The sequence below is a fragment of the Acidisphaera sp. S103 genome (assembly GCF_009765975.1).
Lineage (GTDB): Bacteria > Pseudomonadota > Alphaproteobacteria > Acetobacterales > Acetobacteraceae > Rhodopila.
The window spans coordinates 142,342-161,294 of sequence record NZ_LMUJ01000048.1 but is presented as its reverse complement, the minus strand read 5'-3'; the positions used below and the strand labels follow the sequence as shown (position 1 = coordinate 161,294).

The 18,953-nt window shown below is 63.7% G+C and carries 18 protein-coding genes; 14 read left to right on the top strand and 4 right to left on the bottom strand.

Features of this window, described 5'->3' with window-relative positions; translation table 11 throughout:
* Nucleotides 1–169: 169 nt before the first annotated feature.
* Together trpB and trpA are read left to right on the top strand one after the other, a co-directional pair.
* Nucleotides 170–1,390 carry a tryptophan synthase subunit beta gene (gene trpB / locus GSQ89_RS13295; protein WP_158925816.1) on the top strand — a complete coding sequence of 407 codons (1,221 nt, stop codon included), beginning with the start codon at nucleotides 170–172 and terminating at the stop codon, nucleotides 1,388–1,390.
* Complete coding sequence (trpA, locus tag GSQ89_RS13290; protein WP_158925814.1) at nucleotides 1,387–2,202, top strand: tryptophan synthase subunit alpha; 816 nt, start codon at nucleotides 1,387–1,389, stop codon at nucleotides 2,200–2,202. Before trpB ends, trpA begins: the two co-directional genes overlap by 4 nt.
* A gap of 28 nt (nucleotides 2,203–2,230) precedes the next feature.
* On the opposite strand, the gene GSQ89_RS13285 is transcribed toward trpA, so the two are convergent.
* Together GSQ89_RS13285 and GSQ89_RS13280 are read right to left on the bottom strand one after the other, a co-directional pair.
* A complete protein-coding gene (locus GSQ89_RS13285; RefSeq protein WP_254073193.1) occupies nucleotides 2,231–3,073 on the bottom strand; it encodes a metallophosphoesterase in 843 nt (280 codons plus the stop codon).
* 1 nt (nucleotide 3,074) lies between these two features.
* Nucleotides 3,075–4,499 (bottom strand): hypothetical protein, encoded by a 1,425-nt coding sequence (locus tag GSQ89_RS13280; protein ID WP_216856148.1) that lies wholly within the window; start codon nucleotides 4,497–4,499, stop codon nucleotides 3,075–3,077.
* A 123-nt stretch (nucleotides 4,500–4,622) separates the two neighbouring features.
* On the opposite strand from GSQ89_RS13280, the gene GSQ89_RS13275 reads away from it, so the two are divergent.
* The 3 genes from GSQ89_RS13275 (at nucleotide 4,623) to mbfA (ending at nucleotide 7,497) form a co-directional block, all read left to right on the top strand.
* Entirely contained in the window at nucleotides 4,623–5,597 is a 975-nt protein-coding gene (locus tag GSQ89_RS13275) for an ABC transporter substrate-binding protein (RefSeq protein ID WP_158925812.1), read from the top strand.
* Between the two features lie 12 nt (nucleotides 5,598–5,609).
* Complete coding sequence (gene modA, locus GSQ89_RS13270; RefSeq protein WP_158925810.1) at nucleotides 5,610–6,359, top strand: molybdate ABC transporter substrate-binding protein; 750 nt, start codon at nucleotides 5,610–5,612, stop codon at nucleotides 6,357–6,359.
* A gap of 181 nt (nucleotides 6,360–6,540) precedes the next feature.
* Nucleotides 6,541–7,497, top strand: a complete 957-nt coding sequence (gene mbfA / locus GSQ89_RS13265) for an iron exporter MbfA (protein ID WP_158926237.1) — start codon at nucleotides 6,541–6,543, stop codon at nucleotides 7,495–7,497.
* 7 nt (nucleotides 7,498–7,504) lie between these two features.
* On the opposite strand, the gene GSQ89_RS13260 is transcribed toward mbfA, so the two are convergent.
* Complete coding sequence (locus GSQ89_RS13260; protein WP_158925808.1) at nucleotides 7,505–8,071, bottom strand: hypothetical protein; 567 nt, start codon at nucleotides 8,069–8,071, stop codon at nucleotides 7,505–7,507.
* A 127-nt stretch (nucleotides 8,072–8,198) separates the two neighbouring features.
* Here GSQ89_RS13260 and GSQ89_RS13255 point away from each other — a divergent pair, with 127 nt between their 5' ends.
* From GSQ89_RS13255 to GSQ89_RS13215, 9 genes are all read left to right on the top strand, one after another.
* Nucleotides 8,199–9,227, top strand: coding sequence for an alpha/beta fold hydrolase (locus GSQ89_RS13255; RefSeq protein WP_158925806.1), 1,029 nt, complete (start codon nucleotides 8,199–8,201; stop codon nucleotides 9,225–9,227).
* A 16-nt stretch (nucleotides 9,228–9,243) separates the two neighbouring features.
* Nucleotides 9,244–9,636, top strand: a complete 393-nt coding sequence (locus tag GSQ89_RS13250) for a RidA family protein (RefSeq protein ID WP_158925805.1) — start codon at nucleotides 9,244–9,246, stop codon at nucleotides 9,634–9,636.
* A gap of 1 nt (nucleotide 9,637) precedes the next feature.
* Nucleotides 9,638–11,134, top strand: a complete 1,497-nt coding sequence (locus tag GSQ89_RS13245) for a fatty acyl-CoA synthetase (protein WP_158925804.1) — start codon at nucleotides 9,638–9,640, stop codon at nucleotides 11,132–11,134.
* Between the two features lie 114 nt (nucleotides 11,135–11,248).
* Nucleotides 11,249–12,418, top strand: a complete 1,170-nt coding sequence (locus GSQ89_RS13240; protein WP_158925803.1) for an ABC transporter substrate-binding protein — start codon at nucleotides 11,249–11,251, stop codon at nucleotides 12,416–12,418.
* Between the two features lie 73 nt (nucleotides 12,419–12,491).
* Nucleotides 12,492–13,349 carry a branched-chain amino acid ABC transporter permease gene (locus GSQ89_RS13235; RefSeq protein WP_158925802.1) on the top strand — a complete coding sequence of 286 codons (858 nt, stop codon included), beginning with the start codon at nucleotides 12,492–12,494 and terminating at the stop codon, nucleotides 13,347–13,349.
* Nucleotides 13,346–14,296, top strand: coding sequence for a branched-chain amino acid ABC transporter permease (locus GSQ89_RS13230; RefSeq protein WP_158925801.1), 951 nt, complete (start codon nucleotides 13,346–13,348; stop codon nucleotides 14,294–14,296). Before GSQ89_RS13235 ends, GSQ89_RS13230 begins: the two co-directional genes overlap by 4 nt.
* Nucleotides 14,293–15,045 carry an ABC transporter ATP-binding protein gene (locus GSQ89_RS13225; protein WP_158925800.1) on the top strand — a complete coding sequence of 251 codons (753 nt, stop codon included), beginning with the start codon at nucleotides 14,293–14,295 and terminating at the stop codon, nucleotides 15,043–15,045. The genes GSQ89_RS13230 and GSQ89_RS13225 overlap by 4 nt, the downstream gene beginning before the upstream one ends.
* Nucleotides 15,038–15,745 carry an ABC transporter ATP-binding protein gene (locus GSQ89_RS13220; RefSeq protein WP_158925799.1) on the top strand — a complete coding sequence of 236 codons (708 nt, stop codon included), beginning with the start codon at nucleotides 15,038–15,040 and terminating at the stop codon, nucleotides 15,743–15,745. Before GSQ89_RS13225 ends, GSQ89_RS13220 begins: the two co-directional genes overlap by 8 nt.
* A 349-nt stretch (nucleotides 15,746–16,094) precedes the next feature.
* Nucleotides 16,095–17,636: a fibronectin type III domain-containing protein gene (locus GSQ89_RS13215; protein WP_158925798.1), complete on the top strand. Its 1,542-nt coding sequence runs from the start codon at nucleotides 16,095–16,097 to the stop codon at nucleotides 17,634–17,636.
* Between the two features lie 113 nt (nucleotides 17,637–17,749).
* Here GSQ89_RS13215 and GSQ89_RS13210 read toward each other — a convergent pair whose 3' ends face one another.
* Nucleotides 17,750–18,946 (bottom strand): ABC transporter substrate-binding protein, encoded by a 1,197-nt coding sequence (locus GSQ89_RS13210; RefSeq protein WP_158925797.1) that lies wholly within the window; start codon nucleotides 18,944–18,946, stop codon nucleotides 17,750–17,752.
* Between the last annotated feature and the right edge of the window lie 7 nt (nucleotides 18,947–18,953).

Sequence of the window (18,953 nt, the reverse complement as noted above, 5' to 3'; positions counted from 1 at the left end):
GAATCCCCCCAGGTGTCGTTTCCAATATCAACCGCATAACACGATCCGCCAGCGTTCGTCCCTTCGGCACAGCCACCGGGGCATCGAAATCAGATATCCGGCCTGAGCGGCTTCACCTTGACCAAACAGACCCAACCTCTAGAACCGCTCCCCGCAAGGAGACCCCGCTTTGAACAACGCCCCAGTCGCCAACAGTCTGCGCACCGGCCCCAACGAACGTGGCCGCTTCGGAGAGTTCGGCGGCCGCTTCGTCGCCGAAACGCTGATGCCCCTCATCCTTGAGGTCGAACAGGCGTACGACGCCGCCAAGGCCGACCCTGCATTCGACGCCGAGTTGCAATATTACCTGAAGCACTACGTCGGCCGTCCCAGCCCGCTATGGTTCGCCGAACGCCTGACGAAGCACCTCGGCGGCGCCAAGGTTTACTTCAAGCGCGACGAGCTGAACCACACCGGCAGCCACAAGGCCAACAACTGCATGGGCCAGATCCTGCTGGCCCGCCGCATGGGCAAGACCCGCATCATCGCCGAGACCGGCGCCGGCCAGCACGGCGTCGCCACCGCCACCATGTGTGCGTTGTTCGGCCTGCCCTGCACCGTCTACATGGGCGCCACCGACGTCGAGCGCCAATCCCCCAACGTCTTCCGCATGAAGCTGCTGGGAGCCGAGGTGAAACCCGTCACCTCCGGCGCCGGCACCCTGAAGGACGCGATGAATGAGGCGATGCGCGACTGGGTCGCCAACGTCACCGACACCTACTACCTGATTGGCACCGTCGCCGGCCCGCACCCGTACCCGATGATGGTCCGCGACTTCCAATCCGTGATCGGCGAGGAAGCCAAGCAACAGTTGCAGGAAGCCGAAGGCCGCCTGCCCGACGTCGCCGTCGCCTGCATCGGCGGCGGTTCCAATGCCATGGGCCTGTTCCACCCGTTCCTGGACGACGCCACCGTCCGCCTGATCGGCGTCGAAGCTGGCGGCCATGGCATCGAGACCGGCGAACACGCTGCCAGCCTGACCGGCGGCCGTCCCGGCGTGCTGCACGGCAACCGCACCTACCTGCTGCAAGACGACGACGGCCAGATCATCGAGGCGCACAGCATCAGCGCCGGTCTGGACTACCCCGGTATCGGCCCGGAACATTCCTGGCTGCACGACATCGGCCGGGTCGAATACGTCTCCGCCACCGATCGGGAAGCGCTCGCCGCGTTCCAGCTTTGCACCCGAACCGAGGGCATCATTCCCGCCCTGGAACCCGCCCATGCCCTGGCCCACGTGACCAAACTCGCCCCCACCATGGCCGCCGACCAGATCATCCTGATGAACCTCTGTGGCCGAGGCGACAAAGACATCTTTGCCGTCGCCGAACATCTGGGGGTGAAGCTGTGAGCCGCATCGCCGCGCGCTTCGCCGACCTGAAGCGCCAGGGCCGCGGCGCCCTGATCCCATTCGTCGAAGCCTGGGACCCCGACCACGCGACCTCCATGGCGCTGCTGCGCGGGATGCCGGAAGCTGGCGCCGACCTGATCGAGATCGGTATGCCGTTCACCGATCCGATGGCCGACGGCCCGATCATCCAGGCAGCCGGCAAGCGAGGCCTCGCCGCCGGGGTGAAGGTCGCCGACGTGCTGACGATGGTGCGCGATTTCCGGGTGGCCGACGAAGCAACGCCGATCGTGCTGATGGGTTACCTGAATCCCATCCTGTCCTACGGCCCCGAACGCTTCTGTGTCGATGCTGCCGCCGCCGGCGTGGACGGCTTGATCATCGTCGACCTGCCGACCGAGGAAGCCGACGTACTGCTGCCCTACAGCAACGCCAACGGCCTGGACTTCATCCGCCTGATCGCCCCGACAACCGACGACAAACGGTTACCGCATGTCCTGAGCGGCAGTTCGGGCTTCGTCTATTACGTTGCCATCACCGGCATCACCGGCACACGCAGCGCCACCGCCGAACATCTTGAGGCCGCGATTCCTCGCCTCCGCAAAGCCACCAACTTGCCGATCGCCATCGGCTTTGGCGTCCGCTCACCGGAGCAGGCCGGTACGGCATCGCGAATCGCCGATGCCGCGGTGGTGGCGTCCGCCCTGATCGACACACTGTCGGCGAACCTCGATGCTGATGGAAAAGCGCGGCCGGGGGCGGTGGAGAAGGTTTTGGATCAGGTGCGGGCGTTGGCGGCGGCGGTTCGGCGGTAAAGCACCGGCTGCCGACCCGACCCTTTCGCTACGACTTGCCCGACCAAACGACCGGAGCGAATTCCAACGGCAGGCCGCCGTTGGCCCGTTCCGCAGCCGGCAGGACGTCGGTGCTCGGCCACAGCCCGGTTCCCAGGGCATCGGCATAACCCGGCGGCAAACCCGCGGTTCGCATCGCGGTTGCCGCCGCCGCATGGTCGTACTCCAATGGCAGATGCCGGATCGCGATGTCCCGGCCTTGCGCCGTCATGACACTGAACCAGACTCGCGGCGTACCATCGTGCGCCGGAACGCCGATCGCGCCCGGGTTATGCCAGAGCTTGCCATCCGCCACCCGGGTGAACGGAATGCCGCAATGGCCGCCGATCACGCCGTCACAACCCGACGACGCAACTAGATCGCGAAGGACCGAGTCCGGCGCTGACGCAAAGACAAACTGGTTGATGCTTCCGGGACCGCCATGGATGACCGCAAACCGGCGGCCGCCGATGACCAGATCGATACGACGCGGCAAACCGCGCATCCACGCGCGGGCACCATCATCGAGACTGGCATTGGCATGTGCATACCACGCGACGGACAACAGGTCGCAAGCCGATCCAGCCGTGAACCCGCAGCCGCAATCGGCGGCGCCATACCCCAACGATTCCTCGCAATTGCCCATCACGACATGCATGCCGCTCGCACGAACCAGATCGACTGTGGCCACCGGATCGGCGGCATACGCAACCACATCACCGGTGCAGATGATCTGATTCGGTGGAATGCCCAGCCGGTCAGCCTCATCAAGCAGAGCCTGCGTTGCCTGCAAATTGCTGTAGCAACCGCCAAACAACAGCACCGGCCCACGCGGTTCGAGGACCGGGATCACCTCAGGCTTTCCCCGCGTGCGCCCAAGCCGTCGCGGATCGAGGCGCCAGCAGGGCGCCAGCAACGAAACCCACGGTACAAAGACCAAGACCCCATAGGTTAACCCCCAGGTCCAAGGCGAACGGGCCGGTGCCCAGCATGACTACGTCGGGGAAGATATGCAGGTGCCCGAACGTCTCCGTCGCCCGGGTCAGGCCGATAGCAACGCCTGGCCAGAATGCCATGTGAAAACTGACGGCACCCGCTTGCCGAAGCCAGGACAGCAGGAAGACCGGTGCCAATCCCATCACCATGGTGCCGCTGATGGTAGTCGCGGCGATGATCGCCGGGCCGACCTTATCACCCAGGTAAATCGTCAGCAGCGGCAGGTTGCCAACGATCGCCACGACGACCATTGCCAACCGGCCCGTGGTGACCTGGGTCGGCACCGCATCCAGTCCATTGCTCCGCCAATCTCGCCCGGTCAGTTTCGCGATGCTGGTCAGGGTAGAGTCGATGGTCGAACCACCGGTCATCAGCATGATGGCGTTGAACACCATCAGCATCGCCAGGCCGAACGCGCTGGGCACGGTAACGCTCGGCGGGGTCTGCAACCCAGACGCCAGCCCATACAGCCCGATGATACTGAACAGGAAGATGAACCCGCCGCTCAGCACCGCCGCCAGCAGAAAGGCACGCAACGCCTGCCCCGGCCTGTTGAGGAAGCCCCGGTCGGTCAGCACCGGATCATGGAACGGGTAGGAAAATATCTGGACGAGTGCCAGCAGACAGAAAGTGACACCACTATCGTGCGTGGCCTGCGCCACCGTTGGAATGCCTTTCGCCGCCAGCCCGGGAAACAGCACGGTCAGGACGAGGGCGAGCAGAACGAACGCCAGGAAAATATGAATGCGATCGGTCGTCAGGCTGGCCCGCATGCCGCCTCGCCACGCATAGGCAATGGTAAACGCGCTGATCAGCACCACGGCCGTCCAGTACGGCCCGCTGCCCTCCGACCCGAAGTAAAGCGACATGACCTTGGTGTTGGACCAGATTTCGTTGACCAGCCGGAAGGTGACCAGCACCATGAATAGCTTCGCCGCGCCGGCCCCGTATTTCGAGACCAGGAAATGCGGCAACGACAGGTAGCCGCCTCGGGTGCGGAGCAGATAGATTGCGACTCCCGCGACGACAAAGCTGAGATAATACAGTGCGTAGCCGATGCCCCCGGTCAGTCCATAGCCGTAGGCAAGGTCGGATGCGTTGGCGATCGATTTAGCGAACACCCAGGTGATGGCGGCACTCATGGCGACCATCAGGACGCCGGGTGGCCCGCCGGTGTCCGTCCTTCCATCGAAGAACTGAGCCGCATTCACCCGCCTCGGCGTTACCCACCAGGTCATGGCGCTGAAGGCCAGAAGAACCAGCCAGGGGGCGATCGCTTGCAACGTCCGTTTCTCCGCCGGGAAAGCCCAAAAGACGATAGCAGGTCACCAACAGGCGGCTAGCCCGCGGCCCCCTGTTGCCGTTGTATCGGGCGGACTATACCGTGGCCCCCAGGGGAGAACAGCATGCGCGGTCGCGCGATCCTGCTTTTGGTCATGATGTGGTCGGCCAATGCGGTCGCGGCCCAGATCGTCGACGCGACGGGCCGAACGGTTCAGGTCCCGGACCATATCGCCCATGTCATACCCGCCGGGCCGCCCGCCGCTGTTCTTCTGGAGGCCATAGCACCGGACCTGATGGCGGGATGGCCCTTCCCGGTATCGGCGGATGCGCGCGCGCTGCTATCGCCGGATGCGGCGAAACTGCCGCAAATTCCACGCGTGACCGGGCATGACGACGTTTCGCGGCAGATCGACACCCTGAAGCCGGACCTGATCCTGGACTACGGCACCGTGTCGCCGCGTTATGCAGATCTGGCCAGGGCAACGCAGCAACGAACCGGTATCCCAACCATCCTGCTCGACGGTTCACTGGCCAAAATCCCCGACACGTTTCGCGAACTCGGCACTATCCTGCACCGTCAGGACCGCGGCGAAATGCTGGCGAAGTTCGCCGAAGCCCTGCTGGTACTCCCCATTCCAAACAACCACCCGAAGGTGCTGTACGCGCGTGGCTCCGACGGCCTGCTGGTCGCGGCGCCGAACACTGACGTGACCGAGGTCTTTAGTCGCCTCGGCTGGCAGGTTGTCGCCCCGGATGGGCAGGGGGTTTTCCGGCCGGCCAGCATCGACGCGATCAAGGCACTCGATCCCGACATGCTGGTCTTCTCCGATCCGGCTATGCGTGAAACGATCGCGCACTCCGACGCATGGAAGGGTGTGCGGGCGGTCCGGGAAGGTCATGCCCTCGTTGCTCCCAGCCTGCCGTTCGGCTGGCTCGAGGAACCGCCATCGGTCAACCGCCTGATCGGACTGGCGTGGCTCAGCGGACGCGACCCTGTGACGCTCGCCGCCCTGTCCAGTGCGGTTCTCTATGACCACACATTGACGCCGGCGGCGCTTGCCTCCGTGCTGTCGGATGTCCGTTCCGTTCACCCCTGAGAGGTCCAATCCATGCGTTTTCTGTTGTTTCTCTGCATGCTGCTTATGCCGTTGGCCGCGCGCGCCCAGGCAGTGACGGTATTCGCCGCGGCCAGCCTGACTGACGCGATGAAAGATGTCTCGGCGCTGTGGGTGAAAGCGGGCCACCCGGCACTGACCATGTCGTTCGGCGCCAGTTCCACCCTGGCACGGCAGATCGAGCAAGGTGCGCCGGCGAACCTGTTCGCCTCCGCCGATGAGAAGTGGATGGATTACGCGGCGCAGAAGAACCTGATCATCCCCGACACGCGAAAGGACCTGTTGGGTAACGACCTTGTCCTGGTGGTCCCCGCGAACAAGCCTCTGCACGTCACCATCGGACCGAAGTTCAACCTGGCGGGCTTGCTTGGCGCGAACGGTCGGCTGGCGGTGGGTGACCCGGCCCATGTGCCGGTTGGCATCTATGCCGAACAGGCGCTGAAGAAGCTGGGATTGTGGGACAGCATCGAGCAACGGCTGGCGCGTACCGACGACGTGCGGTCTGGCCTGCTATTGGTGGAACGCGGTGAAGCGCCGGCCGGTATCGTTTACCGGACCGATGCGGCTGTATCGAAGGGCGTGATGGTGGCGGGAACCTTCCCCGCGAGCAGCCATGATCCGATCACCTATCCGTTCGCGGTGACGAAATCCGGCGACACGCCCGACGCGCGGGCGTTGCTCAAGTTCCTGGCCGGTCCGCAGGCGCGCGCGGCGTTCGCGCAACGCGGCTTCAAGGTCGAATAGAGCGATATGGAGGGGGCGGCTCACGCCCCCTCCATATCAGGGGCCAAGTTGTTCCAGCGTTCCGCCGCGATCGCTCGTCATGCCCCGGATTATGGCGATCGAGAAGCGGCGCCCCTGCAACTCATTCGCATCATTACGCTTTCTACTTGACGAAATGGCTGGCCCGGCCACATTCCGCGCCATGCGCAATTTCTCAGACCTGACCGAACGCGAGATTCTCGCCCTTGCCATCGCCAATGAGGAAGAAGACGGCCGTATCTACCTCGACATCGCCGAAGGGCTGCGCGCGGACTATCCCGGCAGCGCGAACGTGTTCACCGAGATGGCCGGCGAGGAAGGTGAACACCGTCGTCGCCTGCTGGACGTCTATCGCAGTAAGTTCGGTGAGCATATTCCGCTGATCCGGCGCCATGACGTCCGCGGCTTCGTCCATCACAAGCCCGTCTGGCAAATGACACCGCTCAATCTGGACGCCGTGCGCAGCCTCGCGGAAAGCCTGGAAACCGAGACCCAGCGCTTCTATCGCCGAGCCGCCGCCCGCAGCGAGGACGTCACTATCCGTAAGCTGCTCGGCGATCTCGCCGACGCCGAGGTCGAGCACGAGCATCGCGCGGACCAGCTGGTGGAAGAAAACCTGCCCGCCAGCATACGCGGTGCCGAGGACGCCCACGCCCGCCAATCCTTCGTCCTGCGCGTTGTTCAGCCGGGCCTGGCCGGGCTTATGGACGGGTCCGTATCCACCCTGGCGCCAGTGTTCGCCGCCGCGTTCGCGTCCAACAACACGTGGGAGACATTCCTGGTCGGTCTGGCGGCATCGGTCGGTGCCGGCATTTCGATGGGCTTCGCCGAGGCGCTGTCGGACAACGGCAGCCTGACCGGCCGAGGCGCGCCACTGATCCGCGGCGCCATCTGCGGGCTAATGACCACGGCCGGCGGAATCGGCCACACACTGCCATTCCTTATACCGTCGTTCTGGACGGCGATGGTGGTCGCGATCGCCGTGGTGATCGTGGAACTGGCGGTGATTTCCTGGGTGCGATGGAAATACATGGATACCCCGCCGCTGTCGGCAACGCTTCAGGTCGCGTTCGGCGGGGCGCTGGTATTCGGCGTCGGAATCCTGATCGGCAGTAGTTGACGCGGCCTCAGTTGCCTTGAGCCCGGCGCGCCAGAACCGCGGGAGTCATCTGTTCGGCGGATAGGATCGCCAGCTTGGTTTTAGGCACGACGGGTTCCAGCGTCGCCATATAGGCCGTCAGCTTGGCGTTTGCGTCGTTGTATTTATCCAACGCCTGATTGATCGCCAGTTGAAACGCGCCCTCATCCCACTTCGTGTTCTCCAGGGTCATCGTTCGGGGATTTTTTGCTCGTTCCTTCTGCCGCGCCTCCAGCATCTTGGTCGCTTTCAGGGCCAGACGATTCAGCAGGATAGCGTCATCTTGCAAATCCAGCATTCCATCGATCGACAGGTTCTTGACCGCCGCCGCGGCACGCAGACAGGCCAACGCCGCCCATCCAAGCGCCACGATCTGGGTGGCAAGCTGCAGTTCCTTCGGCGTGCCGACCTTGTAGTCGGTCAGCAGACCCTCAGCGACGCGGCGAGCAGCCTTTACGTCCCTTGTCGGTCCATCGACAAAGAACGGCACCAGCGCGGCAATCGCCTGGGCATGCAGACGCTCGGGAGACTGGATCGAGCTGGTGGTGTCGCTCATAGCGTATGTTCTTTGTTTGTTCGTCATCTTTCTACGTCAGGTTGCAGGTCGAACGCAAGGAAAAAACGCGCTGCCCAACACCGGTAACGTGTCCCATAATGACGCCGGGACGAAACACGGAGCCTCCATGACCTGGCCAACACAGCAAGGCACATTCGAAGCCGGCGACATCACGCTCCAATCCGGCGCTCGCCTACCGTCCGCTCGGCTGTCCTGGAAAACCCACGGTACGCTGTCCCCGGCCCGCGACAACGTCATCATCTACCCAACCAGCTATGGCGCGCAGCATCCGGACCTGGAGTGGCTGATCGGCCCTGACAAGGTCCTGGACCCGCAGCGCTGGTTCATCGTCATCCCCGACATGTTCGGCAACGGCCGATCGTCATCGCCGTCCGATACGGACGACTATCCCACGCTGGTCACCATCCATGACAATGTTCAGACGCAACGCCGAGCATTGACCGAATTGTTCGGCATCGATCGCATCGCCTGCGTATACGGCTGGTCGATGGGTGCATTGCAGGCCTACCACTGGGCCGCATTGTTCCCCGACCGGGTGGACCGCATCGTCGTGAATTGCGGTGTCGCCCGCACGTCCGTGCATAACCAGATCTTCCTGCGCTCATTGATGGCGACGTTGGAAGCGGCTCCGCAACACATCGGCAACGGCCGCTTCTCCGCCGAACCGCGTGCCGCGAAACGCGCTTTCGGGCGGATTTACGCCGCCTGGGCGCTCAGCCAGGACTTTTATCGGGCTGGCCTGCATCTGGCCGACGGCCCTGCCCCCAACCTGGGCGCGCCCGATTTGGAGACCTTCCTGAAAACCGACTGGGAAGACCGTTTCGGTGCCCGCCCGGCCGCCAATCTGTACGCTCAGCTCCGCACCTGGGACGCCGCCGACATTGCTGCCAACGACCTCTACGACGGCGACCTGACCGCGGCGTTGCGGGCCATCCAGGCCCGCGTCCTGCTGATGCCGGGCGCGACCGACCTGTATTTCCGCACCGCCGACAACCAGGCGGAGCTGCCATTCCTGGCCAACGCCACACTGCGGCCGATCCCCAGTATCTGGGGTCATCGGGCTGGCAATCCGGTTGCAAATCCGACCGATATGCTGTTCATCCAGAACGAAGTGCGAGCCCACCTCGCCCAATAAAACAGGGAGATACGTCATGGCCGCCGAGGTCACCCGCAGCAATCCGCCCGCCGTTCGCACTCCGACCGGATATACACTCGCCGTCCAAATCACCGGAAACTACCGCCGCCTGATCATCTCCGGCCAGGTCGGCGTCGCGCCGGATGGTTCCATCCCCGACAATGCCGAAGGGCAGATCGCCCAGGCTTTCGCCAATCTCCGCGCCGTCCTGGCGGCGAATGACATGACGCTGGCCAACATCGTCAAGACGACCGCTTTCCTCACCGATCGAGGCCTGCTGCCGAGCTATCGTCAGGCTCGGGGCGCGGTGTTCGGCGATGAGGCGCCGCCAGCCTCAACGCTGCTGTTCGTCGCCGGTTTGGCGGACCCGGCCTGGGTGGTGGAAATCGAAGCCGAAGCGGTGGCGTGACATGAACCTGATCCGCCGCAACACCGTTGGCGACGCGATCCGCCGATCGGCGCGATTGTTCCGAGATCGATCGGCTTTGGTGTTCGGGGATCGCGACTGGTCGTTCAACGCGCTGGATCGCGCCGCCGATCGGGTGGCCGGGCATTTCGCAGGCCTCGGGCTGAACGCCGGTGACCGGATCGCCGCCTACGGCCGGAACTCCGACGCGTATTTCATCGCCTGGCTGGCCTGCGTGCGCGGCGGCTTCGTGCATGTACCGGTGAACTATGCACTGACCGGTGAGGAACTGTCGTACATCGTGCGGCAATCCGGGTCCCGCCTTGTGTTGACCGGCGCCGGCCTGGAGGCAAACCTCGCCGAGATCGACGTCGATGCCCGCCCTCTGAATGACCTTGTCGCCATCGCTCTGAATCCGGATGCGCCAACCGGACCGGACCCGGACCTGGACGACGACACCCTGGCGCAGATTGTCTATACATCAGGCACCACAGCCGCACCCAAGGGTGCGATGATGACGCACAAGGCGATGCTGTCGCAATACTACTCGGTCATCCACAACATGGATTATGCCGAGTCCGATCAAGCTCTCGCGGCACTGCCATTGTATCACACGGCGCAGACCCACGCCTTTACCATGCCGCAGCTTCTCGTCGGTGCCCGCAACATTCTGATCGAGGCGCCTGTGCCGGATCTCGTGCTGCGGTTGATCGAGCAGGAACGCATCACCTCGTTCTTCGCCCCACCGACGGTATGGATCAGCCTGTTGCGGCACCCCGATTTTGCGACACGCGATTTGTCGTCACTGGAAAAAATCTATTACGGCGCCTCGATCATGCCGGTTCCGGTGCTCAACGAGTTGCGCGAACGGCTGCCGCGCGCGCGTCCCTACAACTGTTATGGCCAGACCGAGATCGCTCCGCTCGCCACCGTCCTGCGGCCGGAGGAGCATGACGCCCGTCCCGCCTCCTGCGGGCGGCCTTGCCTGAACGTCGAGACCCGGGTCGTCGATCCCGACATGAACGACGTGCCGCCAGGAACCCACGGCGAAATCGTGCACCGTTCGCCGCATCTGCTGACCGGCTACTGGGACAAACCGGCGGAAACCGCCGAAGCTTTCGCCGGCGGCTGGTTTCACTCCGGCGATGTCGGCTACTTCGATGAGGAAGGCTACCTTTATATCGTCGATCGCATCCGCGATGTGATCAACACCGGCGGCGTGCTGGTGGCCAGTCGTGAGGTCGAGGAAATATTGTTCACCCACCCCGCGGTGTCGGAGGTCGCCGTGGTCGGCCTGCCCGACGATAAATGGATCGAGGCAGTCACCGCGTTCGTGGTCCTCCGCCCCGGCCAGACAGTCGACGAAGCCACATTGGTGGCGTTGGCTCGGGCGCATCTGGCCCCCTACAAATTACCCAAGAAAGTCGTGTTCGTCGACAACCTGCCGCGTAACACGGCGGGCAAATTGCTAAAGCGGGAACTGCGAAAACAATACAGCTAAGGTCGGACGTGACCGATCCGAATCAAAGTCGTTGACACATTCCGGCTTACTGTCAAGTTGCCGCCATGGGCGCATGATGACCCGAATGACGAACGACCGCAGGGAGAGAAACGCATGATTCTGAAAAAATGCCTCGCCACCCTGGCGCTGGCTATGACGCTGACTGGCGGCGCATCGGCCGCCGAACCGGTCAAGGTTGGACTGATCCTGGCCCTGACCGGTCCTTTCGGCGCCTATGGCAAGCAGATCGAGCATGGTGTCGAACTCTATCTCAAGACCAATGGCGACACCTTCGGCGGCCGCAAGGTTCAACTGGTCATCAAGGATGACAGCCCTGGTACCGCAGGCGACGTCAGCAAACGCCTCGCGCAGGAACTCGTCGTTCAGGATAAGGTCGATATCCTCGCCGGCTTCACCCTGACCCCATCGGCCTTCGCCGTGGCCCCCGTCGCCACCGAGGCAAAAAAGCCGATGATCGTCATGAATGCCGCCACCTCGGCGATCACCACCAAGTCGCCCTACATCGTTCGCACGTCCATGACCCTACCGCAGAACACGGCGCCGATGGCCAGTTGGGCGGCCAAGAACGGCATCAAGAAGGTCTTCATCCTGGTCGCCGACTACGGCCCCGGCTACGACGCCGAGGGCCAGTTCAAGAAAACCTTCGAAGCCGCCGGTGGCCAAATCGTCGGCGACGTGCGCGCGCCGGTCAAGAATCCCGACTACGGACCATTCCTTGAGCGGATCAAGGACAGCAAGCCCGACGCCGTCTTCCTGTTCCTGCCCCCCGGCGCCGGAACCATCGCGTTCATGAAAGGCTTCGAGGAACGCGGTCTCGACAAAGCCGGCATCAAGATGATCGCCACAGGCGACCTGACAGACGAGGAAATTCTCGACTCCATCGGTGATCAGGCACTCGGAATGATCACGTCTTTCCATTACTCCGAGGCACATAAATCGCCGGAGAACGCCGCGTTCACCACGGCCTATCACAAAGCCTATCCGGACGACCGGCCGGACTTCATGTCGGTCGCCGGCTACGACGGGATGCACCTGATCGCCGCGGTGCTGGACAAAACCCATGGCAGCACCGACGCCGATGCGTTCGTCGCCGCCGCCAAGGGGATGAAATGGGTAAGCCCGCGCGGCCCGATCAGCATCGACCCCGACACCCGCGACATCGTGCAGGACATCTACATCCGCAAGGTGGAGAAAGTCGGCGGCAAATTGCAAAATGTCGAATTCGACCACGTATCCGCCGTCAAGGACCCCGGTAAGCAATAACGTCCCCAAACGCGAAGCGACGAGGTTCTCGCCGAGCCGAGTCGCTCCCACAGCCTCAGCCTGAGGAGACACGATGACAGTCCTGTTCGACGGCATCGCCTCAGGCCTGCTGCTCTTCCTGATCAGCGTCGGGTTGTCAGTCACGCTGGGCTTAATGAATTTTGTGAACCTCGCCCACGGTGCGTTCGCGATGCTCGGAGGCTACGTCTGCGTCGTTCTACTCAACCGTTATGGCGTGCCCTTCCTGGCGACACTGCCGATCGCCATGATCGTATCGGCATTGGCCGGTGTCGTGCTGGAACGCACATTGTATCGCCGCCTGTATGGCGCCCCGCATTTGGATCAGGTTCTGTTCTCAATCGGGCTGGTATTCATGTCGATCTCCACCGCAAACTACTTCTTCGGTGACCATCAGCAACCACTGCATCTGCCGCCTATGCTGTCAGGTCAATTTCATGTGGCCGGAGCCGATATCGGCGCCTATCGCCTATTCCTGATCGTCGTCGGCCTCGTTCTCGCCGGCGGCCTTCAGTGGTTGGTCACCGGAACGAAATTCGGAGCCAGCCTGCGCGCCGCCGTAGACAATCCACGGATCGCGCGAGGCCTCGGCATCGACGTCGATCGGGTGTTCGTTGTCACCTTTGCACTGGGCTCCGCTCTGGCTGCCCTCGGCGGCGCGCTGGGTATCGAAATGCTGGGTCTGGATCCCGAGTTTCCGATCACCTACATCGTTTACTTCCTGATCGTCGTCGCGGTCGGCGGCAGCGGCAATATCAAGGGATCGCTCATCGCGTCCCTGATCCTTGGCATCTGCGATGTCGAGGGCAAGTACTACGTGCCGCAGATCGGCGCCTTCGTCATCTATCTGGTGATGGTGGTCACGCTGATCTTCCGCCCTCAGGGCCTATTCGGCCGTATGGCAGCGAAATGACACGGCGTGATGCATCGCGATGGCACCCGGCCGAATACGCCTTCTGGGCACTGCCGATCGTTGCATATTTCGTGTTCCCCGACCACCTGGCCCTGCTGGCACAGATCGCCATCGCCGCACTGTTCGCCGTATCCCTCGACCTCATCCTCGGATACGCCGGAATCGTTTCGCTCGGGCATGCCGCGTTCTTCGGCATTGGTGCCTACGCCGCCGGATTGCTTGCCCAGGCCGGATGGGGAGACCCCGTTCTCGGTCTCGCCTGCGCCACGCTCGCAGCCGCCGTCACCGGGTTCGCCACCAGTTTCCTGGTGCTGCGCGGCGCCGACCTGACACGCCTCATGGTCACCCTGGGGGTGGCATCGATGCTGTATGTGTTGGCCAACAAACTGACCGACATCACCGGCGGCCTGGATGGCCTGCAGGGCGTCGAGATGAAACCCATCTTCGGACAGTTCGCCTTCGATCTGTACGGCAAAACCGCCTATGTCTACTGCACCATCATCCTCTTCGTCATGTTCTGGATCGCGCGGCGTGTCGTGCATTCGCCATTCGGCCTGTCACTGCAGGGCATCCGCCAAAATGCCGTTCGGATGCCGGCGCTGGGCACCCCCGTCAATGCCCGCCTGGTTGCCGTCTATACACTCGGCGCCGCCTATGCCGGCATCGCCGGCGCGCTGCTGACCCAGACCACCCAATTCGTTTCGATCGATGTGTTCAGTTTTTCCCGGTCCGCCGAGGTGTTGTTGATCCTGGTCCTCGGCGGCATCGGCAGCCTGTACGGCGGCATTCTCGGTGCCGTCGTTTTCATGACGGTACATGAATATCTCTCTGGCATCGACCCGCTGTACTGGCAATTCTGGCTGGGCTTGCTGCTGATCGTCGTCGTGCTCTTCGCCCGCGGCGGCATCATGGGCACCCTTCGCCTCGCATCCAAAGTCCGGGCATGACCTACGCTTTGCAGACCCGCAACCTGTTCAAACGCTTCGGCGGGTTCCTCGCCACCAACGATGTCACGCTCAACGTCGCCGAGGGCGCGCGCCATGCCCTGATCGGCCCCAACGGCGCCGGCAAGACGACGCTGATCAACCTGCTGACCGGGTTTCTCGAACCCACCTCCGGTTCGGTGATCCTGAAGAATGAGGACGTCACCCGCCAGCCGCAGCATCGCCGGGTCAAGCGCGGCCTGGCCCGCACGTTCCAGATCAACCGGCTGTTCGCCGACATGACCGCGCTGCAATCCGTCATCCTCGCGGTGAATGAGCGACGGGGGATCGCCGGGCACTGGTGGCGCCCTGTCAGCGCGCATGGCGAGGCCATCGACGATGCCGCGTCGTTGCTGTCCCAACTTGGCCTGCTCGAGGTCGCGCACGTGCCCACGAAGGACCTGCCCTACGGCAAGCAGCGCCTGATAGAGATCGCGCTGGCTCTCGCGGCGCAACCCAGCGTGCTGCTGCTGGACGAACCGGCGGCCGGCGTGCCCACTGGTGAAAGCCGCGAGTTGTTCGAAACCATCGCCCGGCTGCCGCGCGAAGTCACCGTCTTGCTGATCGAGCATGACATGGACCTGGTGTTCCGCTTCGCCGACCGGATTTCCGTTCTGGTCGCGGGTGCCCTGCTGACCGAGGATGTGCCGGACATGATTGCCGCCGACCCGCGGGTCCGGGAAGTCTACCTCGGGGACGCCGGCCATGGCTGAGCTTCTGCGGGTCGAAGGGGTCTGGGCCGGCTACGGCAACGCGACCGTGCTGGAAGACATCTCGTTCACCCTCGAACCCTGCGCCAGCCTCGCCTTGCTCGGCCGGAACGGCATGGGGAAGACCACGTTGCTTGCTACCTTGATGGGGGCGACCCGGCTGTTGCGCGGTCATATCCATTTCGACGGCCAGGACCTCGGCATCCTGCCCAGCCACCGCCGAGCGCAGGCCGGCCTGGGGTGGGTGCCGCAGGAGCGCGACATCTTCCCCTCGCTCAGCGTTGAGGAGAACCTGACCGTCGTCGCCCGCCCCGGTCCGTGGGGCCTGAAAAAAGTCTACGCGACATTTCCCCGCCTGCGGGAGCGGCGCGCCAATATGGGCAACCAGCTATCGGGGGGTGAACAGCAGATGCTCGCCCTCGCCCGGGCGCTGATGCTGAACCCGAGGCTGCTGCTGCTTGATGAGCCGCTGGAGGGGCTGGCCCCACTGATCGTGCGGGAATTGTTGGGCATTATCGCGCACATGATGCGGGACGGCGGCATGGCGGTCATCCTGGTCGAGCAGCATGCCCTCCAGATATTGCCGATTACCCGCGACGCCCTCGTGCTCGAACGCGGGCGCGTCGTTCACCACGGCCCCAGCGACCGGCTCGCTGCCGACCCTGCCCTGTTGGACCGCTGGTTGGGCGTTGCCTCACATTAGGCCGAACCCCTCGAATTGGTTATTTCTATTAACATATCCTGACTAAAATTCGCGCCGCACTGCGTTACGGTGTTTTCGCGAATTCTACTCAGCCGCTGTTAAAGTCGACTCTTAGTTCGTCACGTCCCGGCGGCAGTCTGGGCCATGGCGAGGCTGATGGGTCAACGTCATCGGCCGTTGGTATTATCGCCGATCCAAAGGGATGCCTCTCTTGAATTTTGATATTTATACTAACATATGGGCGCAGCACCTATACCACCACATGCTTTTTTTGACGTCGACAGGACCCATTTCAAAGATGCCAGTATACCGTCCCACACCAACCCCAGCGCACCGGCAAACGGCCACGATGCGCGCCTATGGAGCCCGAAACACCCCAGCGGCCGCGCCGACGCCCCTGATAGCCAACACGCCGGGCGCCGCATCACTGGCACAAGCCCCGGGCGGCGCCCTCACGGTGACCTGGGTAGCTCCGGCAATCGACACCACCCATGACGCCGCAACCGGATTCAATCTGCGATCCAGCCCAGCCGGCGCCGCAACCTGGACGACCGTGTCAGGTGTCACCAGCCCCTATCTTCTGTCGGGCCTGCCGGCTGGTTCGGCAATCGACGTTCAGGTCCAGAGTGCGAACGGCGCCGGCACCAGCGCATGGTCGGCTACCAGCACGCTCACCACGGCCACCGGCGAACCGAACCCGCCGAACGCCGCGATCCTGACACAGGGCCCCGGCAGCAGCCTCACCGTGATTTGGACAGCCCCGGCGACCGACAGCACCCACGACACCGCCACTGGATTCAACCTGAGGTCCAGCCCCTCCGGCGCCGGTACCTGGACGACGGTGTCGAACGTCGTCAGCCCTTACATCCTGTCAGGCCTGGCGGCTGGTGCGGCGATCGACGTTCAGACCGAGAGCACGAACGCCGCCGGCAGCAGCGCATGGTCCGTCACCAGCACGATCACCACAGCCACCGGCGGACCGAACACGCCTGGCGCCGCGTCGCTCGCACAAGGCGCCGGCAGCAGTCTGACCGTGACCTGGACAGCCCCGGCGGCCGACAGCACGCACGGTGCCGCCACCGGTTACAACCTACAATCCAGCCCCTCCGGCGCCGGCACCTGGACGATCGTATCCGGTGTCACCAGTCCCTACACCCTGTCGGGCCTCGCTTCCGGCGCGGCCATCGACGTTCAGATACAGAGCACGAATGCCGCCGGCACCAGCGCATGGTCGGCCACCAGCACGCTGACCACAGCCGCGGGCGGACCGTATGCTCCGAACGCCCCGGTGATCGCCAGCGTCGCGCCGCCACCGGACGGCACCAACAGCAAGTTGACCGTCACGTGGGCCGCCCCTGTGGTCGACGCCACCCACGGCGCGGCGACCGGCTACAACCTGCGCTCCAGCCCGAGCGGCGCTGGTACCTGGACGACGGTGTCAGGGGTCACCAGCCCGTACACGCTGGCCGGACTGGCGGGCGCAACCGCGATCGACATCGAGGTCCAGGCCACCAGCGCCGCGGCAAGCCCGGGTGCATGGTCCGCTATCACCACCGGGACAAGCTGGGGCGTCACCGTTGTGCCAGGCAACTGGGTGGCCGCGGCCACGCAGGTTCACGGCACAAGCGTGGCACCGAACGGCGGCATTCAGATGACCGCGACCGCCGCGCCAACCGCGGTGACCGGGGGCAACTTCGCCTGGTCGGCCAGCGCATCCACGCTTCCGACCACCGGTTTGATCGCGGCCAGCACCGACGGCCAGACCAACGGATGGGGGCAATACTTCAATGCACCCGCCACGGCCGGCACCTACTATCTTTGGATGCTGGCGCAGAGTGCGAGCGGCACCACGACGGGTGCCCTTGTTACATCGGCGATTACGGTGTCCTGACAGTCCGGTCCCAACACCTGCTTTCCAAGCGTTGGGACCAGATCGCCTGTCACTTCCAGCATACGGGCGCCGCCAGCAAGACAGCCGGCGGCACCGTAGAGCCCGCTTGCAGTTCAGAAGCTCAGCGGCGCCTCAATCACCGGTGCCCAGCGCTTGCCCTTGACCTGGGACAGGAATGACACGCTGGACGCATGATGGTTGGTCGGGCTCATCGACAGTGCCGGCCCACCGAAGATGTCGCGCCAGTCTTTCATGCTCTCCATCGCGCTGATGAAGCTGTCCAGGGTCAGGTCGCGGCCGGCCTTTTCCAGCACCGCAACGACAAACGTGGCGGCGGTATAGCCAGCCTCGCCCAAATAATTCACGTCGATGCCGAACGTCTTGCGATACTTCTCGGCGAACGCCTTCACCTTCGGTTCGGGATCGTCCGGATAGCGGTACAGCGCCGGAGCCATCGAGTAAAACCCCTCCGCCGGCTCACCCGGCGCTTCCGCCACGGCAGTGGAATAGCTGGCGAACTGACCGCAGAAATCAGGCTTCCAGCCGATCTTGCGCGCGGTCTGCAGGATAATCGTGGTGTCTTTGACGATGGTGCCCATGCAGACCAGGTCGCACTTGGCATCATGCTGGCGATCGATCGCCGCGTTGAAATCGGTATCGGTCGGCCGGTGCGCCGTCTCGGCCGCCAGCTTCAACCCCATCGCCGACAGTTGGGCCACCACGCCGGCATGAACATCCCGGCCGAAATCGGTGTCCTGGTACATCGAGCCGATGACCTTCTTGCCGCGTTTCTCAACGAAGTATTTCACGCCGGCCCGCATCTGATCGTAATAGGAGGAGAACTGACCGAATTTAAGCCGGTTGAACGGCTCGTACATCGAACGGGCGCAGGTCAGCGGAAAGACATTCGGCACATTCTTCTCGAACATCGCCGGCATCACCGCGTCATTATGCGGCGTCCCGCCATTGCCGAGCGCGAAAAAGATGTTGTCGAGATTGAGGAGCTTGTTCATCGCCTGCACCGCCTTGGGGACGATGTATTCGTTGTCCTCGACGATGAAGCGGATCTTGCGGCCGTGAATCCCACCGCGCGCGTTTACGTCATCGAACGCCATGTGCATGGCATTGGCGTTGTTGACGCCTTGCACCGCGGTGACACCGGAAAGATCGGTCATCGTGCCGATAATGATCTCGGTATCGGTCACGCCGCGGGTGGCGGCGGCGGCGCGTCCAAGGATCGGGGGGGCGGCAAGCAGGCCGGCGCTTCCGGCCAACACCAGGCGGCGCGAGATCGCGCTGGTTGTCTTCATCGTGGAG